Genomic DNA, 24509 nt, shown 5'->3' with positions numbered 1-24509 from the left:
GTCGCTGCGCGGTCGGTAATGTGTTGCTCTGCAGGCAACAATCCAAGGCACTTCCATGGCTGACCCACAACGACTCGACCTCTTCGCCAAGGTCGTGGAAGCGGGCAGCATCAGCCGCGCCGCCGCGCGTCACGGCGTCGACAAGTCGGTGGTCTCGCGGCAGGTCGCCAAGCTCGAAGCCGAGCTCGGAGCCCGTCTGCTGCAACGCACGACCCGACGGCTGTCGCTGACCGAGATCGGTGAGCTGGTGCTGCAGGAGGCGCTGCGCATCCGTGATGCACTGCTCAACGTCGAGCAGATGGCCGACGCCTACCGGCAGGAGATACGCGGGCGTTTGCGTGTGTCGTGCTCGATGGCCAGCCGGCGCGTGCTGGTCCCCCTGGTGATCGAGTTTGGCGAGCGTTATCCGCAGGTGCAGATCGTGCTGCAGTCCGAGGACCGGCTGGTCGACCTGGTGGCCGAGCAGATCGACGTGGCGATCCGGGTGGCCCACCTGGCCGACTCCAGCCTGGTCGCCCGCAAGCTGTTCGACAACCGGCGTGTGGTGGCCGCCGCGCCGTCCTACCTCGAGCGCCACGGCACGCCGCAAACGCCGGACGATCTGCGCGACCACGCCTGCCTGGTGTATTGCACCGAGAGCGGCAGCTTCGACCAATGGCGCTTCGACGGTCCCGAAGGCCGCATCACCGTGCAAGTGCCCAGCCGCCTGCAGATGAACGACGGCGGCGCGCTGGCCGACGCCGCCGTCGCTGGCGGCGGCATCGTGCTGCTGGATCGCGTGCTGGTGCGGCGCGAGCTGAAAAGCGGCGCGCTGCGGCCCTTGCTGACCGACTACACCCTGCCGGACGGCCCGCCGGTTTACGCCGTCTATCCCGCCCGTCACTGGCTGGCGCCGAAGACCGCAGCGTTTATCGCCTTCCTGCAGGACCAGACCGGTTCCGCTTGATCGGCGAGCCCGGGACATCGAGACAAGTTCAGGCCAGCGGGTGCGGCGCGGGACCTCGGCGCTGCAGACGTGCACGGACTAGCTCAGCGCCTTGCGCAGACGCAAGCTGCTCTTCGAACGCAGCAACTCGCTGCCTCGTCGTCTCGTTGACGACTGCTCTGGCGCAAGGACTCCGCGCGGCTGAAGCCATTCCAGCAACTCTGCCTGGACGGCTGGCGCAGAAACGCCCGTCCTTGGAGGGCAGACGATCAATTCGTGCGTCGACGGCCTGAGCAGGTCACCTCCCGCCGTATCCAATATCCGGTAGCTCAAGACGTCCCCTTCCTCCGACAACCAGCTGCGGATCGACTCATAGCGCGGGCCGGCCGGAGTGACGCCCAGGTAACGTGTGCTCAAGGCGCCCAACCAATTCGCGATCTCGCGGTGTGTGTGGCGGTAGCGCGAAGCGGAGTAGACGACGCATACGTCGGGGTAGGGCGCCAGCAGGCGGTTCAGGGCGGGAACCCACTCGAACCAGGTTCCGCCGCAGCTTGCCTTGGGGACGAGCAGCGCGGCTTGGCCTCCGGTTCCGGCCGGATATGAGAGCCTGCAGGGATGAAGGCACCCGTCGAAGTTTAGGAAGATCACGCGCATTTGCCTCCCCCTCTGTCGTTGAAGCGCACTCCATGGCTGGATTTGCACAAAATATTGTGTAGATTGTAGGAAAATCGACCCCGACACTTCCGAAAAATCCTCGGAAGGCTATGGACTTGTTGGTGGCGTTCGGCCGGGTCGTGCGTGATGAACGGAAGCGGAAGCAGCTGTCGCAAGAGAAGCTGGCCGAGGCCGCGGACCTGCATCGCAACTACATCGGGCTGGTGGAGTTGGGCAAGACCGCAGCGGCTCTGGACAGTGCCGCTGCGATCGCCAACGCGCTCGGCTTGCGTCTTTCGGAATTGTTGCGTGCGGCGGAGGAGTACGGGGAGGCCTCCGGACATTCGTAGACCTGGAGTGGCGTTGCCAGCTGCCGTACAGCGGGCCATGGGTCAACACTTTGGTCGAGCGTCCGCCAGTCGCCGCGCTAGACGTGCGGGGTACGGGCCGCAGGCTAGAGCTTGCTTCTCATGCCGCAGGAGGACCACCGGTGTCCCTCTCCGACGCGTTTGCGCAGGTCCTTCGGCGTTGCCGCGAGCAAGCCGGCTTGACGCCGGCAGCTCTGGCGCTGCGCGCAGGACTAAGCCCCGGCATCGTGGAGCGGCTGGAGTCGGGCGGATGCGAGCCGTCGGTCCTGGTCGTGTCTCAGCTTGCCGAAGCCCTTGGCATGCGGGGGCATGAACTGGTCCGTCTCGTCGAGGCCGCAATCGGGGACCGGGCGCATGGCACGGGCCGGGTCGCAAGACATGACGACGCGGCAGATGACGACCCAGCCCAGCCTCGGAATCGGTCGGAGTCGGCGCCATGAGTACAACAAGGAGCTGAGCTCGTTGATCGCTTACGGGGCGACGCGGCACTTTCGCCTGCGGCAACGCCACCGGCATACCGGACCGAGGGCAGTTCAATTTGCCACCGGTGTGGCAGCAGCTCCTCGCGCTGACCAGCGAGATCACGGTCCCCGAACTGGCCGGCAAGCGCGCCGCTGTCGTTATGGTGGCCGGCTATCCACGCCGGTGAAGGAGAAGGGGCTGTCGCGAAGGCCGGGTCGCGCCGGCCAAGGACATGGACCGTGACGGCGCCCTGCTTGGCGCGGATCCGGCCGGGTGAACCGCCCTCACTGCTGACACGGGTAGTCCCCGATGAACTCTCTGCCCTCATCCGTGTTGCGCCACTGGGTGCACCGGGTGGCGACATAGCGCGAACCGTCGAACTCGCTCCTGATCACGTCGCAGGTCGACGCCGTGCAGCCGGTATCTTCGATGTCGTACATCTTTGCGTGCTGCGTGGGCAAGACGGCAAATGCGTCGCCGGCCCCGAAGTACCGGACGGTGCGGCGAATGCGGTGGGGGCCACGGCGTTCCTCGACCAGCCAATAGCGGAAGAGATGCGCGCCATAGAAAGTCATGCAGTAGGGCTTGAGCGCAGGACGCACGAAATAGAGTGTCTGGTTCGGCTCGGTGCTCGGGAGCCGAACCGACCGGAACAACCGGTTGACGTGTCGCTTTGCGATGCCGAACTCGCTCAGACACTCTTGAATGCCATCCCGGTCCGCCGGGTCTGACGCTTCCAGCACCGTGTCGACGAGGGCCGGCGGTGCTGTTTCCTCCCCGGCGGTGGGCACTTCCGTGCTCGCCGACAGAATGAGATCCGGCGATGGCGTGTCACGCTGCGGCTGCGACGCAGGATCCGCGACCATCCCCTCGGCAGGCTGGCCCAGTCCGACGTAGTAGGCCGCAAATCCTGCCACCTCCCGGGCCAGGGAATAGAGGTCTCTGGCCTCGAAGTAGCGTGCGTGAACGGTGCCTGCCACCGGTACCCCTGAGCGCACGAGCGCGAGGCGGGTGCGCGGAACATGGAAGTACTGGGTCGCGACCAGCACCGACTTCAAGTGGCGCTGACGAGCGATACGAGCGACGTTGGTCGCGGTAGCCCAGGTGTCATGGCCTGCGCTGTCACGCAGCACAGCATCCGGAGAAACGCCGTGCTCGACGAGGTAGCTTGCCATCCTGCGCGCTTCGTCGTGGCCTTCCTTGCCGGTGCCGCCGCTGACGATGATCAGCGGCGCGGCGCCTTGGCGATAGACCTCGAGGGCGCGGTCCAAGCGTGCCTGCAGTCGCGTGCTCGGCGTGCCGTCCGGGGCGACCGTGTTGCCCGGTACAACGATGGCGTCGGCCGGCTCGATGTGATCCCGCAGGCCGGCGATCGCAATGACGACCGCGGCCGCCAGGTAGCTGCCGAGTCCCCCCAACAACAGCCACTTGCCGGTCCGCAGCCGCCTTGTCCGAGCTTTGCCGTGTGCGAGACGCGGTGCGTCGGTCGTTGCAAGCTCGGCGGCCGGATCCTCAGCTCCGCCTCGCACGCCGCCGCCACGTGATTGGAAGGCGGATGTCGACATATTCTTTTGGTTCATTGACCGACGCGGCTTTCGGTGACGGACGGGGAGACGGCAAAGCGGCCGCTGCAGCGAGCAGGGTGGGCCGGCGCGGCAAAGTCAGGAACGGCGGACATCGGGGCATGATCCATGTAGAAGGGCGGCAAGGCCCACCGGTTGCTGGGCAGCCAGGCAGGGTCGCACAGCTTCGTCCTTTGAGGTCGAGTGCGCCATCCCCTGAAAGCGTGGGAGGGCCAAGGTGTCGGGTTTCGGGTACCGCGCTGGGCCGTAGGGCAGCAGCACCTTGCATCAGCGGGTCATCGAGCCACCGGCGATGGCCACCGCCCGGCGGACCGCCACGCACGATGCCATCGAAGTAGGCCAACGCAAAACGATTGAGCATGTCCTGCTCATCCTCGTGCCAGCTCCCTTCCGGGCAGCGGCCCAGCCGATCCAGGGAGAGCTCGATGGAGTGATGGATTTGCGCGCCCTCGGCCAGCAACTCCGGCATGCGGGGCAGCAGATGGCCGACCTCCTGCGCGGATTGGAGCTCGCTTTTGGCGGACGTGTTGTACTCGTAGAGCTGGAGCGATACTGAGGCGTGACCCCATCTCCTGATCCTGTCTTCCCGGGGCAAGTGCGCCCGGAGCATCTCCTCTTTACCGCGCTCAGCCGTGCGGAGCGAAGGTACCGCCTGCCACCCTTGCCGGCCCATGCCGATGCGGCCCGGTCTCAGGGTGCAGACACTGCAATGGCTTTTGCGATCGAGGCCTCGCGCGAGGCGCTGGTGCGGGGCGAGGCGCCCGCTGGGACGCTGCGAGAGCTGTTCCTGGCCTCCCTGTCCGAGCTGCTCCAAAGCGCCATGCATCCGTCCCGGGGCGACCCGGCATTTCAGGCGCTCGTGCTCCGAGCCCACTGCAGCGAGGTCGACGAGCATGCCCGGCTGTCGGCGATGGCCGAGGCCGATCGCCGGGCCGTGAGCGCAGCCGTTGGCGCCATCGCGCATCCGGGCAAGCTGCGCAGCTGGCCGGACAGCCCCATGCGCCAGGCCTTGGCTCGGCTGTATGGACTGGCCTCTGCGGGCGCCTGGGGTGAGTTGCTGCAGGCCACGCGCCGATTGCTGGGGCAGGCTTTGGCTCCTGAGGACCGGCTCAAGCTCCAGGCACTCCAGGCGCACCCGGGCCTGGCACGGCTTGCGCGTGTGATGGCGTTGGAACCGCTCGAAGCCGTCACGCGGTACCACCTGCTGCGCGAGCGGCATGGGCCTCGCGCGGGGAGTGGTGGGGCGGCAGCGAAGGGGGCCGCTGCAAACCGCCGTGGGGTGGCTGCGGAAATGAATACGGTGGAGGCACTGCGGGCAGTGGCCGATGTGCTCAACCGCTGCGAGGTGCTCGCCGAGCGACGCGATCCGGCACATCGCCCGGCTCGATACCGGGTGGTCGATGGACTGCTGGTTCCGAGCGGCTTTCCGGGCTCGGCCGAGCGGGCAAAGAGCGAATGGGACGTCGCCATCGTGCGTGAAGTGCATGGGCAGCTTGCTGCGGAGCTACTGCTGCTTGCCGAAGTGAAGGCCTCGCCCGACGCAGCGGCTGGCGACCTGCCGCGCCTGCTGCGTAGCCTTGAGCGGATGGCGCTGGCCGATGCGGAGACGGACTATGTCTTTCGCACGAGCGATGCCGAGTTGAGGCTTGCCGGCGCGTCCCTGCGCCGGCTTGGCCCGGCCGACTCCGGATTGCCGCCGCAGGTGATCTATTGCTGCGATGCGCCGGTCGAGCCGGCGCCGATGCTCAGCGCGGTCAGCCGGGGCGTGCTGCTGTCTGAGCCGGTGTGCCTTGCGTTCGCCGGGCAGCTGGGGGACGGCAAGGAGCCCGATCGCGAGGTGCTGCACCCGGTGTGGGAAAGGCTGATCCAGGCGCCGCCGCCATTGCGCTCGGTGCTCAACCAGTACCAGACCGCCCGTAGCGCGCGTGACGCGATGGTTCATCCTGAGGACCTGGTTGCCTCCCTCCGCCGAGCGGCCGAGGAGGCCTTGCCGTTGTGACCCTGGCTCGATTTCACGGTCAGCAGAGAGCGTGAACGTTTGAAGCATGGAGATTGTGAATGAAAGACAGTCAGGTGCGGCAGTTCGGAGTGATGCTTGCCCTTTATCACGCTCGGCAAGCGTCCTCGTTCTCGTCGCCTCCGGACGGCTCTCGGAAGTCACTCGGCCGCAAGCAAGGCTCCGCTCCGAAGAAGGGGAGGGCGTGTGATGGGCGACAGGCGCTACCTGGCCGCTACATGCACGCTTGCAAACCATCTATATTTCGAATATTCTTGAATCATGGAAGAGAAAGACGTCGTCCGCGCCTTGGCGGCCCTTGCGCAGCCGATCCGCCTGCAGGTGTTCCGGGCCTTGGTGGTCGCTGGCCCGGGCGGACTGACGCCCGGGGTGATATCCGAGCAGCTGGAGGTGCCGGCCGCCACCCTGTCGTTTCACCTCAAAGAGCTGATGCACGCGGGCCTGGTGAGCCAGGAACGCGACGGGCGGCACCTGATCTACCGTGCTGCTTACGAGCAGATGAATGCGTTGCTGGCTTATCTCACGGACCACTGCTGCCAAGGCGCGGCATGTGGTGTCGGGGAGGGCCCTTCCTCCTGTGAGTGCTGAACAGACCGATTGAAGGAGCGTCCCCATGAAGCGATTCCACATCCACGTCCATGTCGAGGATCTGGGCAAGAGCATCGATTTCTATTCGAAGTTGTTCGCCTCCGAGCCGGCGCGGGTGGAGGCCGACTACGCCAAATGGATGCTGGAGGACCCACGCATCAACTTTGCGATCTCCACGCGCGGAGAAAAGCCGGGCGTCGATCACCTGGGGATTCAGACCGATGACCCGCAGGAGTTGGCCGAACTGAAGGCACGCGCCGAAGCGGCCGACATGGCGCTGTTCGATGTCGGTGAAACCACCTGCTGTTATGCCCAGAGCGACAAGCACTGGGTGACCGATCCCCAAGGCATTGCCTGGGAGCACTTCCACACGCTGGCCAACGTGCCGGTTTTCGGCGAGGCCCGTCCTGAAAAGGCCACCGACGGCACCGCCAGCGCGTGCTGCGTGCCGAAGGCCGCCAGTGGCAAGCCGGTCGGCATCCCGGTCAAATCCTCGACTTCCTGCTGCTGAGCGCCCGCCGGGAGTTGCGACCTGATGCCGTCGCTGCCTTGGCCTCGCTGGACCGCATGGCGATCCGGCGCGAGGCCGACAACACCAGCCAACGCTGAATCAAACACGCCATGACCACCCACGTTCTGATCCTTTGTACCCACAACTCGGCGCGCAGCGTGCTGAGCGAGGGCATGTTGAACCACTGGGCGCAGAAGCTCGGCAAAGATGTCAAGGCCCATAGCGCCGGTAGCGCCCCCAGCGGCCGGATCAACCCCTTCGCGCTGGAGGCACTGCAGAACGCGGGCGTGGACACGACGGGCTACCGCAGCAAGAGCTGGGACGAGTTCGTGGGCGAGAAGGCGCCCGAGATGCGCATCGTGATCACGGTTTGCGACAGCGCGGCCTCGGAGCAGTGCCCCTACTGGCCGGGCAGCCCGGTCAAGGTGCACTGGGGCTACGCCGACCCCTCCGACGCCCCGGGCGGCGACGAGGGCAAGCGCCTGGCCTTCGAGCTGACCCGCCAGGCCATCGGCTACCGCATGCTGCAGCTGCTGCAGCTGCCGCTGGAGACGATGAGCCACGAGGACCTGCAGCAAGCGCTGCAGACGATCGCGAAGCGCTGAGCCATGGTCGACCTGCCCCGCAAACTGCTGGCCGAAGCCCTCGGTACCGCCGTGCTGTTGGCCATCGTGATCGGCTCCGGCATCATGGCCGAGCGGCTGGCCGGCGGCAACGTCGCGATCGCGCTGCTGGCCAACACGCTGGCCACGGTCGGCGGTTTGTACATCCTCATCGAGGTGTTCGGCCCGGTCAGCGGCGCCCACTTCAACCCGGCCGTCAGCGGTGTGATGGCGCTGCGTGGCGAGCTACCGGGGGCGATGCTGTTGCCCTATATCGCCGCCCAACTCATCGGCGCGGTGCTCGGCGCCTGGCTGGCGCACGCCATGTTCGACCTGCCTATCCTGCAGTGGTCCACCAGGGCGCGCGCGGGTACCGGTCTATGGATCGCCGAGGCGGTCGCGACCGCCGGGCTGCTGCTGGTGATCCTGCGGGCGCCGGCCGGGCGCGCTGCCCCGATGGTTGCTGCCTACATCGGTGCCGCCTACTGGTTCACCGCCTCGACCTCCTTCGCCAACCCGGCCGCCGCCTTCGGCCGCATGTTCTCGGACAGCTTTGCCGGCATCTCGCCGGACAGCGTCGGCGGCTTCATGGCAGCGCAAATCGCCGGCGCCCTGATCGGCATGGGGGTGCACCAGGCCTTGCACCCGCCCACCCGCCGTCATCTCAATGTCATTGAAGCCTCGGGCGAGGCCGAACCGAACTGATCGCTTGACTTCGTCTATCCCCAACGCCCCTCGGTGTCACCGTGCCTGCAACCACTCCCGCTTCCATCACGATTTTCCACAACCCGGCCTGCGGCACCTCGCGCAACACGCTGGCGATGATCCGCAACAGTGGCGTCGAACCGCAGATCGTCGAGTACCTGAAGACACCGCCCAGCCGAGAGCAGCTGGTCGAGCTGATTGCCGCGACCGGCCTGTCGGTGCGTGAAGTGCTGCGGACCAAGGGCACGCCGTACGAAGAGCTGGGCCTCGCGGACCCGACGTGGAGCGACGACCAGCTGATCGACTTCATCGTCGCGCACCCGGTCCTGCTCAACCGGCCGATCGTCGTCACGCCGCTCGGCACGAAGCTGTGCCGGCCCTCGGAGGCCGTGCTCGAGATCCTGCCGTCGCCCCAGCAGGGTCCTTTCACGAAGGAGGACGGCAAGGTGGTCATCGACGCCCAAGGTCGGCGCGTCTCGGCCCAGTGAGTCCCTCCAACGCTCCTGCGGGGGCGTTCTTTTGCTCGAGTTAGTTGCTGTTGACGACCGAATGGAAGGAGCCTATCGTGCGCCCGCTTGGTTGCTAGTCACGACGACATGTCCGATTCTCCAGGCAGCGCGGGCGAACTGCTGCGCGAAGTGGCGCGGTTGTACACGCGGGCCCGGTCGGTCTCGCTGCAGCCGCTCGTCTGATGGAGCGGGGCATCCAGCCGCTCGTCCTGGAAGCCGGCGGCACGGCGGGCGCCAACCTGTTGGCGTATGGGCACGTGCGCCTGTTCTCCCCCTGGCGCTACAACATCGACCCTGCCGTCGCCGCGTTGCGTATGGATGTCGCCACGCGTTCGATCACGTCTGCCGGGTGCACGACATCGAGCATCGTCTCACCAAGCCTTATCACCCGCGGACCGACAGGCAAGCCGAGCGCATGAATCGTACTATTAAGGAGGCCACCGCAAAAAGGCCTTCCACTACACAAATTTCGATGCGCTCGAAGCACATGCGCCGGCCTTCGTGAGAGCCCACAACTTCGCCAGGAATTTGAAGGCGCTGCGCTGGCGCACGCCCTTCCAAGCCGTCTACGACGCCTGGAGTAAGGAGCCGTCAAGGTTCAGAATCGACCCGCACCCCCTCATTCCAGGAACGTACACCTAGAGAAGGGAGGCCACCTCCGGAGTCCCGATGCAGAGCTCCCAACGATTCCCGTCCGGATCCGCTGCCCAAAAGCCTCGGTTGGATCTTGGGTGCACTGGGAATCCCGCACGCTCGAGCCGCTCGCGCGCCCGGGTGAGGAGGCGCATTGCGGACACTTGAACGCCAAACACGGCCTCGCCTCGGGCGTTCTCTGCGTACTCGTTGATGGTCAGGTTCACCGGCGGGTCGTCGACTTCGAACTTGGCGTACTTCTCCACGAGCGTCGTCGGCTCAACACCGAACAAGGCTTGGTAAAACGGCGCCATGTCGAAGACGTTGAGCCGAGCGTTCACGGCGATGTGGACGCGGCTGCGGCCCGCAAACTCTACTGGGCTCACCAGCTTCTCCGACTTCTCTGCCTTTCCAGTTCCACAGCATGGTTCACTCATGGAGGCCTCACTCGAAGTCGCCGCAGCCTTTGCAAGCGCAGACATCACCGCACCCTTCCGAGACATTTCGCTCGACGACCATGAAGAACTCCCAGCTGTTCTCGTCGGGATCACGGACCCAGACCTTGTTCTGGACCGAGTAGCAGCACGCCACTTCGGTTTCCTCGACGTAGATCTCAATGCCTGCCCTGATGAATCGTTCACGGATCGCGTTGACTTGGTCCATCTCTTTAAACTGGATCCCCATGTGCCCCTCGTATCCAATGGCACCGTCCTGCTGAATCAGGATCAGGTTCAGAGGGGGATCTGCGACATCGAAGGTTGCGTGCTGTTCGCCGAGCACGGTGGCTCGGCACTGATCGAACATCTGTTCGTAGAACGCCACGGAACGTCGGAGATCGGTCACCTTCAGTCGGACCAGTGGCCGGGCGAAAGGCTTCGTTGGGCGCGCATCAGTGAACGACCACGTCCAAAGAGATCCGTTGGCCGGTTGTTCCAGGGTTTCCATAGTCATGATGGTGCTCTTCAATTGCAGCAACTGCTGCCGGTTGCACAGCAAGAACTTCCTGGCCCAGCAGGGGACGGGCTGGGGGTGCAGCAACCACTACTTGGCGCCGGGGCGCCAGATATCGACATCGCCTCGGAGGATGTCAGTGCCGTGGTCCGCGTCGCCTCGATGGTCGGTGCCGTGAGGCCGTACTTGGCGTATGGAAAGTCGGGCGTTACCAAGCTCGCCTTCGGCTGAGCGTAGCAAGCACAATCGGTCGTACAGCCTTCGCCGTGATCATCCTGGTGAACGACGAACACCTCCCATAGATTGGCATCCGGGTCGGCGAGCCAGACCTTGGACTGGACTGCATGGCAGCACTCGGACGCTTTCTCGCGGATGACGTCCCACCCTGCCTCCCGGTACCGGGCTTCCGCTTCGTCGATGACAGCGTCGCTTTTCACTTGAAGACCGAAGTGACCCAGGTTGCCCTGGCCACCAGGGGCGCAATTGCAGTCGTTCATCGAGAAGTTCAGCGGCGGGTCGGACAGCTCGAACTTCGCATACCCTTTCGCGACTTTGGTCGGCTCGGCGCCGAACAGCACTTTGTAGAAGCCGAGCGAGGATTGGATGTTGCTCACCACGAGGTTGACGTGCATCCTGGCGGCCGTGTCGAACTTCGCGGCACTCTCGTCAACAAAGGCATGTTGCTGATTCATGATGTCTTTCGCCTAGCAGGGACCGTTTGTGGATGGCTCTCTCTCCGAAGCGGCGCATCTTCATTTAGCCGGCGCCTGGGTAGTTTTGTGAGGCGTTCTTCCGCTCACGTCCATGCCGCACTTCATCAGGTTCTGCTGCATCAACTCGGGGCTCACACCGGGGTGCTTGATGTGGATGGACACGTCGCCGTCGGTACCGTCAACGGCGAGCTGTGCGTCCGCCATCATCTTGTCGCAATCGCAGTCGCAGTCGCAGTGTTGTCCGGCGGCGCATCCGTCGACCATGTCTTTCACATACTTGTAGTTCACGTCGCCCTGAATATGCACACAGACCGAGCCTTGCTCGCCGCTCACACTTCCTACATCGGACATCTTCGTCATTGCCGTTCTCCAGGTGTTGATGAGGTCGTCGCTTTTTCGTGCTCTGTGGGCGACTTGACGCCAAAATATGGCAGCCTCCGGTGCCGGCAAAGCTGTACACCGGTACAGCTTTGCCGCCGTATGCCCGGGCAGCGCCGAAAGTTGGTCCGTGTCGCGGTCAGCCTGATGGCTGCTCAACTGACGTGCGGCGCTCCGTTGGAGGCGCCCCGGAGAGCTGCAGCTGAAGGCCACGGCGCAGGGATGAGGAATCGACGACGCCCCCGCCGCACAGCCCCGACTGCGCAGGATCGGGCGTTACTGCGGATCGGTCGGCGCACTCTAGAAGCCGGCGCAGATCGTCAGACGGGTGCGCGAGATCAAGCGACCTCCGCCTTCTTCGGCCGAAGTCTGCAGGGCGAGCAAGCGCTGCCGTTGCCCATCTCACCCGCAGCAGCTGCGTCGAGCCTCCGCTGCGCCTTCTGAGGGCAGGCCGTCAAGCCCGCTAGAAGCAGAGGCGCTACAGCTCGACTCCGGGCAGCAGACGCCGGTTCTTGGTAAGGCCAGTTCTACTTGGTCGGCAGCCTCGAAATCTCCTGCGATTGCAGCAACCACCGAACGTACCTGCTCATAGCCGGTGGCCATCAGAAACGTCGGAGCCCTTCCGTAGCTCTTCGCCCCGACGGTGTAGAAGCCCGACTCGGGGTGCGCCAGCTCGCGGTGGCCATGCGGTTGTACGGTGCCGCAGCTATGGACGTTGGGATCGATGAGCGGCCCCAAGGCCTCTGTCGACTCCAGTGCCGGATCAAGCCTCACACGAAGCTCCCGCATGAGGGACAGGTCCGGGCGTTGGCCCGTGGCACAGACAATCTGATCGATGCCTTCGATCGTCGTTGGCTCCCCGCCGGCTTCCCATCCGGCCACGTTGATGCCACCGTCGGACTGCCGAAGTGCGCTGATGCGGAAGCCTCCATAGAACGACAACGCACCGCTATCACGCAGGCGTCGCAGCTCGGTCCCCAACTGCCCACGTGCGGGCAGAGCATCAGTTGCTCCGCCGCCGAAGACGCGGACGAGAGTCTGAGAACGGACGGCCCAGACGAGACGGGTTGCCGGCTCATGCTGAGCGAGCGCCGCCAGCGCGAGCAGCGAATTTGCTGCGGAGTGGCCCGCACCGACCACGAGGACGCGCTTACCCGCGAATCGGTCGCGATCCCGCCCTTCGGGGTCAGGGATGCCGTAAACGATGGCGTCGCGCAGCTCGTGCTCGCCCTGCGCGGGCAGTCCGTTCGCGCCCAGCGGGTTAGGGCAGCTCCAGGTACCGCTGGCGTCTAGCACCGCCCGGGCGCGAAATTCGACCCGAGTGCCGTGGGCAAGGGCGTGAATCACGAAGGGTGCGCGTTCCCGGCCCTGCGTTTTCGTCTTGTCGAAACCCTCCCGGCTGATCGATACCGCCCGGGTCTGCAGATGCAGGGCCGCTGATACGTGGGGCAGCTGGGCGTAGGGCTGAAGCAGGCGAGAGACGAGTTCGCCGGCGAGGGGGAGCTCGTCGAGGGAAGGTGGAAGCCAGCCCGTCGCCCGAAGCTGTGCCGACACAGCCGCATCGAGGTTGTAGCGCCACGGTGAGAACAAGCGCACATGGGGATATTGGAGCAGATGTGCTCCTACGGAGTCGCCCGCCTCGAGGATCAAGGGCTTTAGACCCCGCTCGACCAGCCGCGCGGACGCAGCCAAGCCGACCGGCCCCGCACCGAGGATGGCCACCGGTAAATCGCTTCGTGGTGCCGCACGGAGCAAGCCGTCGGCGAGGGAGTGACCGTCTTGCCGAGATGGCGCGGCACCCCAGGGCGTGGCTGATGGGGCGGGTTGGATGGGCACATCTGCAGAGGTCACGTGTTTCCTTTCAACTGATCGGTGGGCACATAGGGCCATGCATACGCAGAGCAATCGAGGGCCACGCCGGCGCAAGGGCAGTGCAACGACCGAGCCGCTTCCTTCCACAGCGGCGCTAGGCGAAGAGGTATGCAGGCTGCGCCTAGCGCCGCAACTCGGCGCCGAACACAGCATTCATTTTCATGATTTGACAATAGTCGAATGAAGGCGCGGATGCAAATGCTGCTGAAGGCTGCCGCCGGGGGGTGGCCAGCCAGCGAAACGTCCTGTACGGCTGACCAGCTTGTGACCTATATGGTGCCGCCGATGTAATGGCCCTCAATCAACATGATCACGGCAAAAAAAAGAGCAGTAGTTTGGCGTCGTCTTGAAGCGGGAAGGAGCGGCGGGCCCCGCTCCTTGATACGGAGCTGGTCACTGTGCCAATGGCTGTGTCCATCGACGGCAGCGTAGTGGAACGTGCCAGCACGACAGTGTGGTAAGCAGCGTTCGACGAGCTGTTTGCAAGAGTCACTCCTACCTGCTGGAGCGTGTACCGGGGCTTCATCTCCTCACCGGATGCTTCACCTCCTACTCGATTGGGGAAGATATGAACCTTAGCAAGAACGTCACTGGCCTGACCGTCACCGCGTATGGCGTTTATATAGATCTGCAAGGGGACGAGATAACGCTCGAAAAGATGCGCACTGTGGCGCAGCGTTGCGCGGCAGATGGGGTCGGCTGCAATGACGACTGCTGCGATGGTGACTTCAAGGATCGCCTGAAAGGCGTCATGGTCGAGGGCATGGACGGCGCGGTGACGATGCACTTGGTAGGCGCCATCAAAGCCGGGGAGGCAGCGAAGAATCTGGCGCGGTGCAGCTGCTACGACTTGCCCTGAAGTCCGGTTCAATGTTCACCGATCACTCTTACCTCTGGGGATGACAAAAATGGAGATGGCCGTTGCAACGTCAAAGCAAGACACGGTGTCCTCGGTGTACTCGGATGCAGCCAAGGCGCCGGCTGGACTGTGCTGTCCACAGCCGTATCAATCGGAACTGCTGGCTCATGTGCCAAAGGCCGCGCTCGAGCGCAACTACGGGTGCGGAAGTCCGCTCTTGAAGGCAGGGCTGAAGTCCGGTGAGGTGGTTCTCGATCTAGGCTCCGGTGTTGGTATCGACTGCTTCGTCGCGGCGAAGCTAGTGGGCGCAGAGGGCAAAGTGATCGGCGTGGATATGACCGACAGCATGCTCGAGGAAGCGACGCGCTTCAACGAGGAGGTGGCACAGAAGTTGGGATACGACGTCGTCGAGTTCCGCAAAGGCGTGATCGAGGACTTGCCGGTGGGGGACAACTCCGTGGACCTCGTGGTCTCCAACTGCGTTATCAATCTGTCGTCGAGAAAAACCCGGGTGCTGCAGGAGATCCACCGGGTGCTGAAGCCGGGCGGCCGTCTCGTGATTTCCGACATCGTGGTGGACCGCGAGATCCATCCGGAAGACCAGGACAATGAAACCCTCTGGGCGGAGTGCTACACGGGTGCCATCCCCGTCGGAAAGCTGGTCACGACGTACCAGGACGCAGGGTTTCTTGGCCTCACGCAGCTCAGCGAAAGCGCCTGGCGAGAGCTGGAGGGCTACAACTTCGTGTCGCTCACGCTCCGGGCCTACAAGCTGCCCCGCTCGAGCGACTGCCTTTACAGTGGGAACCTGGCCGTGTATCTAGGCCCTTACGAGAGCGTGCGGGACGAAGAGGAACATGAGTTCCCGCGCTTCAAGCCGGTCGAAGTCTGCGATGCGACGGCCCAACGCTTGCGCATGGGCCCTTACGCCGACTCGTTCACGGTGGTGCGCATTCCATCCCTTGCGCGCACCGCTTCAACGTGTGGTCCTGGCGCGAGCTGCGCCCCGGGTTCGAGCTGCGGCCAGCCCGCAACAGCCAGCAGCGGCAACAGCACGTCGTGCTGCGGATCGACGGAGGGGCCGCCTTCTGCCGCGATCGATCAGTTGAAGGGGACCAGCAGTTCGTGCTGCGAGACGAAGGCCGAGCCTCAGGGCAGCTCCTGCTGCAGCGGTGGCGGCTGTGACTGCAATTGATCGCACCCTGAGGACTGCTTTATGGAAGCGACCATGTTGCGTGGCGGTGTCTCTGCACCGAAGGCGTTCGATGTGTACCGAATCCGGGAGGACTTTCCGATACTGCAGCAGCAGATGTGCGGGCATCCGCTGGTTTACCTCGACAACGCGGCGAGCAGCCAGACGCCGAAATCGGTGAACGATCGTATGCACCGCTACCAGTCGATCGAGCACGCCAACGTGCACCGCAGCGTGCATACCCTGGGAACCAACGCGACGGCCGCCTTCGAGGGGGCCCGAAAGAAGGTGGCAGCGTTCATCAATGCAGCGTCCGAGAAAGAAATTGTCTTCACCCGGGGTTCCACTGACTCGGTGAACCTGGTGATGCACAGCTTTGGGCGGAAGAACTTGAAGGGCGGCGACGAGATTGTGGTCACCGGATTGGAACACCATTCCAACATCGTTCCTTGGCAGATGCTGTGCGAAGAAGTCGGAGCGGTCTTGCGCGTCGTCCCTGTTACGGACGCGGGAGAGCTGAATCTGACCGAGTTCGAGCGCCTGTTGAATCGCCGGACCCGACTGGTCGCCATGACCCAGGTGTCAAACGCCATTGGCACTGTGAACCCGGTGCAGGAGATGGTTGCGGCTGCTAAGAAGGTAGGTGCCGTAGCGCTGATTGATGGCGCGCAAGCGGCGCCTCATCTGCCTGTGGATGTGCGAGACCTAGGGTGCGATTTCTATCTGTTCTCCGGCCATAAGATGTGCGGGCCGACGGGGATCGGTGTACTGTACGCGAAGCAGTCAATGCATGAGCGAATGGGGCCGTACCTGGGCGGCGGCGACATGATTTTGCGCGTCACGTTCGAGAAGACTATCTACAACGTGCCGCCTCACAAGTTCGAAGCCGGTACGCCTCCGATTGCCGCCGCGATTGGATTGAGCGCTGCCATCGACTACCTGCAGGACATGGGAATGACTGAGGTGCAACGGCACGAGTCGGGGCTGCTCGAGTATGCCCTGGGGCGCATTGCGCAGCTGGGTGGGGTGCGGGTGATCGGAACGGCGAAGCAGCGGGCATCGGTGATCTCTTTCATGGTCGGCGACATCCATCCTCACGATGTCGGGAGCCTGCTGAACGGATATGGCATCGCGATTCGAGCTGGCCACCACTGTGCGCAGCCGGTCATGGACCGTTTCGACGTACCGGCTACGGCCAGGGCCTCTTTCGCTCTTTACAACACCGCGGATGACGTGGACGCGCTCATTGACGGCATTCGCTCCGTGCAGCGAATTCTGGGCAATCAGTGAGTGGCACTCCTCATCATGTCGATGCCCTTTGACTCGCAAGCCGGGGACGGGAACGAAACTGTGATCCTCTATCGTGGTGAGATCGCACGCTATGGGCGGCAGCCTCACAACCTGGAGGTCCTGGAGGGTGCCACGGTGGAGGTGAATGGAGACAGCCCCATCTGCGGGGACCACATGTCGCTATACCTTGATCTGAGTCGGGGTGAGGTTCGCCGTGCATCGTTCATGACCAGCGCCTGCTGCGCTGTGTGCAAGGCCTCGGCGTCGATGATGACCGACGCGCTGACGGGCAAGTCCATCGACGACGTTCACCTGCTGAAGCAAGCGTTCCATCAAATGATCGAGAATGGCGAGGCGCCGGTATTGGATCGCAAGCGGCTTGGACAGCTCACCGTGTTCGAGCGGCTGCGTGACGTTCCGTCCCGCGTGGAATGCGCGCTGTTACCGTGGACCACCCTGGAGGCTGCGCTGAACTCGCTGACCCTCTCGGCGTCACTCAATGCAACGGTGGTTCCTGTGGCCTCCAAGTGATTGGCACCATCGGAGTCGAGCGTGAATCGGTTTCCCGTTGCCGTGATCGGTGCAGGCCCCGTCGGGCTTGCCGCGGCCTGCCGCTTGTTGGAGCGCGGGGAGACGCCTCTGGTTTTGGAGGCAGGGTGTGCGGCGGCGGCTGCCGTCCGCGAGTGGGGACATGTTCGCATGTTCTCCCCCTGGTGGATGAACGTCGACCTGAGCGCGGCTGCACTGCTGAATAAGCGGGGTTGGCGGATGCCAAGACAGGACGCGTATCCCAGCGGGCACGAGCTGGTCAACGAGTACCTGGCGCCGCTCGCGCAGGTCGCTGAGGTGGCCGAATGCCTGCACTACAACCACCGAGTGGTGGGTGTGAGTCGAAGGGGGCGGGACAAGCTGATGATGACCGGACGCGCGGAGGTACCCTTCGAGTTGCACGTGCTGCTGTCATCTGGGGAGCATCGGTCTTTTCTCGCGCGCGCGGTGATAGACGCTTCCGGAACCTGGTCGACACCGAATCCCGCAGGACAGTCCGGGCTACCGGCTGTGGGCGAGCTCGGCCAACCCAACATCACCTATGGCATCCCCGACCTCCGAGGCGACGGCGTACAGCGCTACGCTGAACGTGACACGATAGTGCTTGGGAGTGGGCATTCAGCCATCCACGTGCTACTGAAGCTGGCAGAGCTGCGGGGCAGCCGACCTGCCAGCGTCACGTGGGTTACCCGGGGTGCGACACCGTGCGTAGGCACGACTCCGCATGCGAGAATGGATCAGCTCTTGCCCGAGCGCGGCGCAGCGCTGAGCAGAGCCGCACTTCTGGTCCGAACGGGTACCCTCAAAGCGGTCAGTCATTTCGGCTTGAATGAGATCACGCAGACGGGCTCTGCTGGTCGCTTGCTACTGCGCGGGGCATGCCGAGGCACACGGGCGCTGCTCGAAGCCGATCGGCTGATCGTTTGCACGGGATTCCGGCCGGATCTTGCCCTGCTGCGTGAGCTGCACGTTGAGCTGGATCCCTGGATCGAGGCGAGCGTAGGCGTCGGACGTTTGATCCGAGCGGCTGTGACGGCGGGGCAGCGGATGCCTCTGCCATGCGGAGTGGGGGCGCTTGCTCACCCGGAGGCGAACCTGTTCGTCCTGGGCATGAAAAGCCACGGCCGCGCGCCAAACTTTTTCCTGTTCCATGGATACGAGCAAGTTCGATCGACCGTCGCCTGGTTGTGTGGCGACGTGGAGGCGGCATCGCGGGTGGAGGTGGATTCACTCGAAGGCGACGTTTGTGGCGGCCCGGAGGGTAGCAGCTGTTGTGCATCTTTGGGCAGCGCGGCTTGCGGCAACACCTATCTAGTTCAGGAAGCGCAGAACGCCCACCACCCGCTTGCTCGTCAAAACGAGTAACGCAGTTCTGCGAAGATTCCCCGGTTCTGCTTCAACGGACCAAACTGGGGACCACTGCCTATGTAGTACTGCCCGCCCACGGTCCCGCGAAGCGAGTCGGAGAAGTCGTAGGTCAGCATCGGATTGAGGTAGGTGTCGCGGTCCCTAAAGTAGTGCTGCACAAAAAACTCGGCTTTGAGGATGTCGTGCAGCCATGCGTTGGACACCCGGACCGTCATGCCAGCAACGTCTCTTGCTTGCTGCAAAAACGTGGCGCGGTTGAAGTCCTGCGCCGACGCTAGCTTTCCGGTCAGTCGTCCTGGAAGCTGCCAGGAACGACGCACGAAGAATTGCAGATTGACGTTCAGGCGAGGAAAGAAGGTGTGGTCAACACCCGCCACGACGAACAGGCTGGGACGTAGACCCGGCTGTTGCGACGAGAGTTCCTGATCGGGTTTGATATATGCAGCCTCAAGGCGGGTACCTATGTTCGAGAAGTTTTTCGCCACGTCGACTCCCAGCATGGTGATAACCGGGTAGGTCAACCTGATGGGAGCGCCGAGGGGACCTTGGGATGGCCCCGCATGCGGCAGAAGACTGTACCCTCGGTAGACGCTGACAGACCAGTCCAAGTCATCTCCGGACCGGTTGACCCGGAAGCCGACCTGCGTTGGTCGGCCGCCTGGTCTGAGGGTCCGGTAGGGTGGCGGATCTCCGCGGTGCATGGGCGGGGTGGAGGCGTCAAAATCCGCCTTCCAAACCAGGGAGACGTCGAGTGTCGGGGTCCAGGCATACGTCCCGTGCACCGCCCAACTGCCCAGTCGCTCGTCTTCGTCGAAGGGCAGGAGCACTGTGTAGTCCCGGGGAGTGATTACGTCCGTGGGATTAATGCCGTCAGCACGTCCCCAGGCGATCACCTGCTTGCCGATGCGCCAGTCCCAGCGGGCGTGCCGCAGTGCCAGGTACGCCGCTGTGAGCTCGGCGTCGGTCTTCCCAGGGCGATTGAGGGCCGCGTCGGTCACTCTCCCTTCGAGCTTGACGACCGTGTTCTCTGCGAGTTCCGCGCTTCCTTTGGCTTGTATCGTTGCTCCGAGCAAGTCCCGCTCGTCATCCAACGTTCGGGTGGATTGGAAGTAGTTGGCGCGGATAGCACCGTTCCAATCAACTGCACCCTCCTGTGCTCTGCTCGCTGGCGCCGGCACGGACAGAAGGGACGCGACGAGCGCCGCCTGGTACAGACACTTGGTAGCGGCCGGCAGGTATCGCATCTCCGATTAGTCTCTTTCCAGGCTCCGTAAAGTGAAGGTGTCCGGCGTGATCTTTGCGTCCGTCTCGTAGCGGTCCACCATGACAGTCGTCTTGTGCTCCGTCTGATGATTGACCATTTCCTTGTACTTCGCCATCCATCGGTTTGCCGTCGTGTCAATCTGGACGATGTCCCTTACGCGTTGCGTTTTCAGAGGCCGGTTGGTCACGTCGAAGTACTCCGTCTTCACTTCATGAAAACTATCCTGTGCGACCCATGTGACCTTTCGGCCGTAGCCGTAGTCGCGCTTCACGTCCTCACTGGCAGGCACCGATTCAACAACGTAGCAGCGCACCCCTTCGACGGTTTCGTCCGGCAGGGAGCGGTGACGGTACAAAGAAACCTTCGGAGGCAAGACGTCGCCGTATGCAAAGTCCGAGCCGATGAAGCTGTCCTTGCGGTTGCTGGACACCAGGCGGCGGCTCTTGTGCAGTGCGGGTAGGTAGATCCACTGGTCGTCGTCGCTGTCTGTGTGCTCAAGCTGAAGGAACGCCGTTCCTTTGATATCTGGCGGCGCGATGAAGCGGACGAGCATGTTCGAGTCGGTGCCATTGGGCTGAAGGGCTTTCAGCACGTCAAGCGTGCGTTGCCGCGTCTCACCCCGCGCGTTCTCGAGTGTCATGGTGACTTGCTGGGACAAGCGCCGGGGCTTGGACGCCATTACGTTCTTCTGCATGATCTCGTCGGCCGTGGGGGCACACCAAGCGGCGGTTTGCGATCCCAGGAGCAGCGCTGTGCACCACAGCGCAGGGGCGGTTCGTAGCATGTTGACCTCATCTCAGTACGCTGGACTTGGGAAGCGGTTGGCTACCCGAGAAGGACTTCGTCGGGCCGAAAATGAACTTCGGCTTGAAGATCATCGTCATGGCGCGCAGAAAGATGATCGCGGCGAAAGCGCTGACAGCCATCGTCGCGACGACCATGGCCCCGAGCCGGCTGTAAAACGCAAACCCGGAACTCAGCAGGAAGGCATACCCAGATCCGATGGAGAGCGCCACGTAGAGTACCGCTTTTCCAGAGGTGAGTAAGGAACTCAAGGTCGCTGCGGCGACGTCGCCGGTACGCTGCAACTCCTCCCGGAAGCGGAACAGCAGGTACAGCTCGTAGTCGGCGCCGATGCCAATCGCCATGGCCGCAGTCGATATCGTGCCCATGTCCAAAGGAATGCCGAGCCATCCCATCACGCCGAAGTTCGCCAAGACCACTAGGATGAGGGGCGTCGTCACAAACAGCCCACCCACAAAAGACCGAAGGATCAGGGCGCTCAGGACGAACACCACCAACACCATCTGAGCGATGTTCTTGGACTTACTGCTCGTCAGTGCCTGGTTGCCGGCGATGGTCTGGGGAAGGCTGCCTCCCATCCGCACGGTGATGTCGGAGGGGAAGCGCTCTCGGATCAATGCTTCAGCTTTCTGCCTCAACTGTTCGGTGTAGTTGGTGCTGTCGGTCTTGAGGAAGACCCAAATGGCTGCATTTCGGTAGTCGTTGTCGACATAGCTGTCGAAGTCCTGTGGGTCGCCCGACATGGAGTAGAGGAGTAGGTACTGGGCGATCAGCTTAGGATCGGAAGGAATTACAGACTGGGCTGGCGCGTCGGCGTGCATCGCCTGATTAATGCGCTTGATCAGATCAACGATGGACTGGGTCTTGCCGACGTGCGGTTGTGCTGTCAGGAAGTCCTGTAACGAAGCGATAGCGGTCAGGACTTCCGGCGACTTCATGCGATCTGATTCCTTCCCTTCGATCAGAAAGTAGATCGTGTTGGTGCCGCCGAAGTGCCGGTTCAGCGCGCGGTCATGAACGCGGACCTCGCTCTCCGGGCGGCTGTAGCTCTTCAGGCTGTTGTCCACCTGGATGCGGGTGGCGCCGGCCGCGATAGCGGCGATGGCCGCCAGTCCTGCGCCCAGAACCAGTGGTGCCTTTCCTCCGCTGAGGCGCCGTGCCAGGTACGTGAGCATCCCGTCCAGGTACTTGTGCTCTACTTCGGCGGCGACCTCCTTCTTCGAGGGCGGGCGCAACATGGCACGAATAGCGGGTATCAGCGTCATCTCGAGCACGAGTGCGGCCGCGACACCGGAGGCCGCGAAGACGCCGAAGTGTCGGGCGACGGAAACCTCGGAAGTGCTCAGCGTGGCGAATGAGATGGCGGCAATTGCACCGGCGACCGTCATCACTGGGCCGACCTTGGCGATCGACTCGACCACAGCTTCCCGGTTCACCTCCTGCTCCGTCGCATTCGGAGTGGCGGCGCGGAGGCGGTGGTACTCTTCATAGTAGCGCTTCAGGATCTGGATAGCATGACCGGCGGCGACGGACATGATGAGGATCGGCGTGGTGGTGTTGAGGCCATCCATGTGCACGCCGATCAGGCCCATGAAGCCCAACGCCCACAGCACGCTGAGTATGGCCGTGAAGATCGGCAGCAGCATCCCTTGGAAGCTCTTGAACGACCAGTACTGGATCACCATGATGATCAGTAGTGCAGCTCCAAAGAACAGCGGCATCTGCATCATGTGGGCCTCGAAGGAGGCGAAGTCGACCGGCAGTCCACCGACATAGATGTCGACCGTCTGGTCCCGCTCCTTGTCCAGAATAGCCTTGATATCCGCGTAGAGAGCGGCGTAGCTTGGCTTGCTCGTGTCGACCTTGAAGTCGGCAATGATGGCGACGGCACCACCGTCGGGCGACACCAGCGAATTGATGTAGAAGGGGTTGGAATTGATGGCCTGGCGCAACGCGGCAATCTGCTCTGGCGTTTGCGGAACGTGCTCCATGACGCGCCGGACCACGAGCCCCGCTTCGTTTGCCTTGATGTCCTTCACCTTCCGCGCCGACAAGCTGAGGACGTTGTGCCGCACTGCCTCAGGGAGGTTTTCGATCGCTTCCTGAATCCGCTGCACTTTTGCGAGTACCGAGGGCTGGTAGACATCGCCCCGCTTCGGCACGATGCCGATCAGCGTGAAATTGCGGCCACCAAACACCTGTTCGAGCGCCTTCGTCGCTTGCACATAGGGGTGCGACTGGGGGATCCAGGTGTCTTGATCCATGTCGACTTGCAGGCTCATCAGCCGAGAACTCAGCAGCAGGGTCAGCAATGCCAGGATCGCGGCGACGGAGCGCCGTCGTTTGACGATGAGAGCCGCATAGCGTCGGTACGAATCGGTCAGCATCCTCTCCTCCGTGACGACAGCTGAAAGCGCGCGTGAGGACGACCATGCCTCGCGTGAGCACCCTCTTTGCGAGGTTGTTCACTCTCCCTCGTACGGTGTGGCACTAGGCGGTCGAGGCGTCCGTGAAGCTGCGCTCGAACTCCTGATGACAGATGCAATCAGGCCCGCAGCCTTGCTCCGCATCCGGCTCGGTGGTGACAAAAACCTCCCACCGGTTGCCATCCGGGTCCGCCACCCAGAGCTTGGTCTGTACGGCGTAGCAGCATTCGGTGCCGTCTTCCGTGATGAGCTTGAAGTTCTCGCGTTGAAGCCGCTCGTACATCTCCTGGACAACGCATGTGCTTTTGACTTGTATGCCGAGGTGACCCTGATTGCGCGTGTCTAGCGGGTTCTCATTGATGGAGAAGTTGATAGGCGGGTCCTGCAAATCGAACTTTGCATAGCCGTCCCGGACCTTCGACGGCTCCACGCCGAAGAAGTGCATATAGAAATACATCGAGCGCACCAGATCGGTGACGTTGAGACTGACGTGGATACGGCTGTTGCCGGGAAAACTCGCCACACCTGTGCGGCGGTTCGTCTCGGGTCGGGCTGCAGGATCAGTGGAAGAAGCGTTTTGCATGTCAGCAACTCGGGTGGTTGTGAATGGGTGCACCGTGCCTCACGGCTTGGCCTTCCAGTTGCAGCCGCCGGTGCTCGGGTCGTAACAGATGCAGCTCAGACCGCACCCTTCGGCTGCCTCGTTGTCCGTGACGACAAAGATCTCCCAGTGGTTGCCGTCGGGGTCCACCACCCAAGCCTTGTCCTGTATCGAGTAGCAGCAGGCGACTTGCGTTTCGGTGGTATCGACTTTCAGGCCGGCGACCTTGAAGCGCTTGAGGTAGCGGCCAACGGCCTCCGCGTCCTTCACTTCAATTCCGAAGTGGCCGTCTCGATCCACGGCGTCCTCATGCTCGTTGAGCGTGAAGTTGATAGGGGGATCCACCGGCTCGAACTTCGCATAGTCCGACCGCAGCTTCGTCGGGTTCTGATCGAAGAGGACTCGGTAGAACGGCACGGAGCGTTGAACATTCCGGACGTTCAAACTGATATGCGGCCGCTGCGTGTTCGGGAAATCAACAGCGCTGAGCACTTCAGACGCAGCTTGTTGGATGGCCGGGGCGCAGCACGATTGCGCGTTGCCGCTGCTGCCCGCCACTGTCGGGCAGCAGCTTTGAACCACACCGTCAGTCATGCCTGTCGACCTACCGCCAGTCGCTGCCATTCTTCTCTCCTAAGTTGAAGGCCCCGCGGCCGCTTGCAAAATCTAGGGCTGGGAGAGGGGG

At 63.3% G+C, this 24509-nt stretch carries 28 protein-coding genes and 1 pseudogene; 17 read left to right on the top strand and 12 right to left on the bottom strand.

Features of this window, described 5'->3' with window-relative positions; all coding sequences use genetic code 11:
* Positions 1 to 55: 55 nt before the first annotated feature.
* A complete protein-coding gene (locus tag OOT46_RS24665; protein ID WP_265406284.1) occupies positions 56 to 946 on the top strand; it encodes a LysR family transcriptional regulator in 891 nt (296 codons plus the stop codon).
* A 78-nt stretch (positions 947 to 1024) separates the two neighbouring features.
* Here the strand turns inward: OOT46_RS24665 and OOT46_RS24660 are convergent, their stop codons facing one another.
* Positions 1025 to 1579 carry an HAD domain-containing protein gene (locus tag OOT46_RS24660; protein WP_265406283.1) on the bottom strand — a complete coding sequence of 185 codons (555 nt, stop codon included), beginning with the start codon at positions 1577 to 1579 and terminating at the stop codon, positions 1025 to 1027.
* A 110-nt stretch (positions 1580 to 1689) separates the two neighbouring features.
* Here OOT46_RS24660 and OOT46_RS24655 point away from each other — a divergent pair, with 110 nt between their 5' ends.
* Together OOT46_RS24655 and OOT46_RS31035 are read left to right on the top strand one after the other, a co-directional pair.
* Entirely contained in the window at positions 1690 to 1929 is a 240-nt protein-coding gene (locus OOT46_RS24655) for a helix-turn-helix domain-containing protein (RefSeq protein ID WP_265406282.1), read from the top strand.
* 83 nt (positions 1930 to 2012) lie between these two features.
* Entirely contained in the window at positions 2013 to 2387 is a 375-nt protein-coding gene (locus OOT46_RS31035) for a helix-turn-helix domain-containing protein (RefSeq protein ID WP_416136252.1), read from the top strand.
* A 306-nt stretch (positions 2388 to 2693) separates the two neighbouring features.
* Here OOT46_RS31035 and OOT46_RS24650 read toward each other — a convergent pair whose 3' ends face one another.
* A complete protein-coding gene (locus OOT46_RS24650; protein ID WP_265406281.1) occupies positions 2694 to 3989 on the bottom strand; it encodes a YdcF family protein in 1296 nt (431 codons plus the stop codon).
* A 295-nt stretch (positions 3990 to 4284) separates the two neighbouring features.
* Here OOT46_RS24650 and OOT46_RS24645 point away from each other — a divergent pair, with 295 nt between their 5' ends.
* From OOT46_RS24645 to OOT46_RS24605, 9 genes and pseudogenes are all read left to right on the top strand, one after another.
* Positions 4285 to 4548, top strand: coding sequence for a hypothetical protein (locus OOT46_RS24645; protein ID WP_265406280.1), 264 nt, complete (start codon positions 4285 to 4287; stop codon positions 4546 to 4548).
* A 153-nt stretch (positions 4549 to 4701) separates the two neighbouring features.
* The gene (locus tag OOT46_RS24640) at positions 4702 to 5991 is read left to right on the top strand and encodes a hypothetical protein (protein ID WP_265406279.1); all 1290 of its coding nucleotides are present in this window, start codon (positions 4702 to 4704) and stop codon (positions 5989 to 5991) included.
* Positions 5992 to 6270: 279 nt separating this feature from the next.
* Positions 6271 to 6597: an ArsR/SmtB family transcription factor gene (locus tag OOT46_RS24635; RefSeq protein ID WP_265406278.1), complete on the top strand. Its 327-nt coding sequence runs from the start codon at positions 6271 to 6273 to the stop codon at positions 6595 to 6597.
* A 25-nt stretch (positions 6598 to 6622) separates the two neighbouring features.
* The gene (locus OOT46_RS24630) at positions 6623 to 7108 is read left to right on the top strand and encodes an ArsI/CadI family heavy metal resistance metalloenzyme (RefSeq protein ID WP_265406277.1); all 486 of its coding nucleotides are present in this window, start codon (positions 6623 to 6625) and stop codon (positions 7106 to 7108) included.
* Between the two features lie 110 nt (positions 7109 to 7218).
* Entirely contained in the window at positions 7219 to 7713 is a 495-nt protein-coding gene (locus tag OOT46_RS24625; protein WP_265406276.1) for an arsenate reductase ArsC, read from the top strand.
* 3 nt (positions 7714 to 7716) lie between these two features.
* A complete protein-coding gene (locus tag OOT46_RS24620) occupies positions 7717 to 8415 on the top strand; it encodes an aquaporin (protein WP_265406275.1) in 699 nt (232 codons plus the stop codon).
* A gap of 41 nt (positions 8416 to 8456) precedes the next feature.
* Positions 8457 to 8903: an arsenate reductase (glutaredoxin) gene (gene arsC, locus OOT46_RS24615; protein WP_265406274.1), complete on the top strand. Its 447-nt coding sequence runs from the start codon at positions 8457 to 8459 to the stop codon at positions 8901 to 8903.
* Positions 8904 to 9106: 203 nt separating this feature from the next.
* Positions 9107 to 9343 carry a hypothetical protein gene (locus tag OOT46_RS24610; RefSeq protein WP_265406300.1) on the top strand — a complete coding sequence of 79 codons (237 nt, stop codon included), beginning with the start codon at positions 9107 to 9109 and terminating at the stop codon, positions 9341 to 9343.
* Positions 9250 to 9566, top strand: a pseudogene (locus tag OOT46_RS24605) (integrase core domain-containing protein); the annotation flags it as partial. The gene OOT46_RS24610 and the pseudogene OOT46_RS24605, both read left to right, overlap by 94 nt.
* Here OOT46_RS24605 and OOT46_RS24600 read toward each other — a convergent pair.
* From OOT46_RS24600 to OOT46_RS24580, 5 genes are all read right to left on the bottom strand, one after another.
* Positions 9563 to 9994, bottom strand: coding sequence for a VOC family protein (locus tag OOT46_RS24600; protein ID WP_265406273.1), 432 nt, complete (start codon positions 9992 to 9994; stop codon positions 9563 to 9565). The pseudogene OOT46_RS24605 and the gene OOT46_RS24600 overlap by 4 nt on opposite strands.
* Before the next feature lie 7 nt (positions 9995 to 10001).
* Complete coding sequence (locus OOT46_RS24595; RefSeq protein WP_265406272.1) at positions 10002 to 10523, bottom strand: VOC family protein; 522 nt, start codon at positions 10521 to 10523, stop codon at positions 10002 to 10004.
* Complete coding sequence (locus OOT46_RS24590; RefSeq protein WP_265406271.1) at positions 10520 to 11200, bottom strand: ArsI/CadI family heavy metal resistance metalloenzyme; 681 nt, start codon at positions 11198 to 11200, stop codon at positions 10520 to 10522. Before OOT46_RS24590 ends, OOT46_RS24595 begins: the two co-directional genes overlap by 4 nt.
* A gap of 60 nt (positions 11201 to 11260) precedes the next feature.
* Positions 11261 to 11581 (bottom strand): hypothetical protein, encoded by a 321-nt coding sequence (locus OOT46_RS24585; RefSeq protein WP_265406270.1) that lies wholly within the window; start codon positions 11579 to 11581, stop codon positions 11261 to 11263.
* A 420-nt stretch (positions 11582 to 12001) separates the two neighbouring features.
* Positions 12002 to 13321 carry an NAD(P)-binding protein gene (locus tag OOT46_RS24580; protein ID WP_265406269.1) on the bottom strand — a complete coding sequence of 440 codons (1320 nt, stop codon included), beginning with the start codon at positions 13319 to 13321 and terminating at the stop codon, positions 12002 to 12004.
* Positions 13322 to 14039: 718 nt separating this feature from the next.
* Here OOT46_RS24580 and OOT46_RS24575 point away from each other — a divergent pair.
* The 5 genes from OOT46_RS24575 to OOT46_RS24555 are packed head-to-tail and all read left to right on the top strand — an operon-like array spanning position 14040 to position 18726.
* Positions 14040 to 14330, top strand: a complete 291-nt coding sequence (locus tag OOT46_RS24575) for a hypothetical protein (RefSeq protein ID WP_265406268.1) — start codon at positions 14040 to 14042, stop codon at positions 14328 to 14330.
* A gap of 49 nt (positions 14331 to 14379) precedes the next feature.
* Positions 14380 to 15525: a methyltransferase domain-containing protein gene (locus OOT46_RS24570; RefSeq protein WP_265406267.1), complete on the top strand. Its 1146-nt coding sequence runs from the start codon at positions 14380 to 14382 to the stop codon at positions 15523 to 15525.
* A 21-nt stretch (positions 15526 to 15546) separates the two neighbouring features.
* Positions 15547 to 16812 carry a cysteine desulfurase gene (locus OOT46_RS24565; RefSeq protein ID WP_265406266.1) on the top strand — a complete coding sequence of 422 codons (1266 nt, stop codon included), beginning with the start codon at positions 15547 to 15549 and terminating at the stop codon, positions 16810 to 16812.
* Positions 16813 to 17343 carry a Fe-S cluster assembly sulfur transfer protein SufU gene (gene sufU, locus OOT46_RS24560; protein ID WP_265406265.1) on the top strand — a complete coding sequence of 177 codons (531 nt, stop codon included), beginning with the start codon at positions 16813 to 16815 and terminating at the stop codon, positions 17341 to 17343. It abuts the gene before it with no gap.
* A 21-nt stretch (positions 17344 to 17364) separates the two neighbouring features.
* Positions 17365 to 18726: an NAD(P)-binding domain-containing protein gene (locus OOT46_RS24555; protein WP_322114286.1), complete on the top strand. Its 1362-nt coding sequence runs from the start codon at positions 17365 to 17367 to the stop codon at positions 18724 to 18726.
* On the opposite strand, the gene OOT46_RS24550 is transcribed toward OOT46_RS24555, so the two are convergent.
* From OOT46_RS24550 to OOT46_RS24530, 5 genes are all read right to left on the bottom strand, one after another.
* Positions 18714 to 19973: a DUF1302 family protein gene (locus tag OOT46_RS24550; protein WP_265406264.1), complete on the bottom strand. Its 1260-nt coding sequence runs from the start codon at positions 19971 to 19973 to the stop codon at positions 18714 to 18716. The genes OOT46_RS24555 and OOT46_RS24550 overlap by 13 nt on opposite strands.
* A gap of 6 nt (positions 19974 to 19979) precedes the next feature.
* Positions 19980 to 20777 (bottom strand): outer membrane lipoprotein-sorting protein, encoded by a 798-nt coding sequence (locus OOT46_RS24545; RefSeq protein ID WP_265406263.1) that lies wholly within the window; start codon positions 20775 to 20777, stop codon positions 19980 to 19982.
* A 7-nt stretch (positions 20778 to 20784) separates the two neighbouring features.
* On the bottom strand, positions 20785 to 23184 hold the full coding sequence (locus OOT46_RS24540; RefSeq protein ID WP_265406262.1) for an efflux RND transporter permease subunit: 2400 nt from the start codon (positions 23182 to 23184) through the stop codon (positions 20785 to 20787).
* Between the two features lie 103 nt (positions 23185 to 23287).
* On the bottom strand, positions 23288 to 23806 hold the full coding sequence (locus tag OOT46_RS24535) for an ArsI/CadI family heavy metal resistance metalloenzyme (RefSeq protein ID WP_265406261.1): 519 nt from the start codon (positions 23804 to 23806) through the stop codon (positions 23288 to 23290).
* Between the two features lie 39 nt (positions 23807 to 23845).
* Positions 23846 to 24418, bottom strand: a complete 573-nt coding sequence (locus tag OOT46_RS24530) for an ArsI/CadI family heavy metal resistance metalloenzyme (protein WP_265406260.1) — start codon at positions 24416 to 24418, stop codon at positions 23846 to 23848.
* Positions 24419 to 24509 lie beyond the last annotated feature (91 nt).

It is taken from the genome of Aquabacterium sp. A7-Y, from assembly GCF_026153205.1.
Taxonomy (GTDB): domain Bacteria; phylum Pseudomonadota; class Gammaproteobacteria; order Burkholderiales; family Burkholderiaceae_C; genus Caldimonas.
Note: the sequence above shows the minus strand (reverse complement) of the source record. Positions and strands in the feature narration are given on the sequence as shown.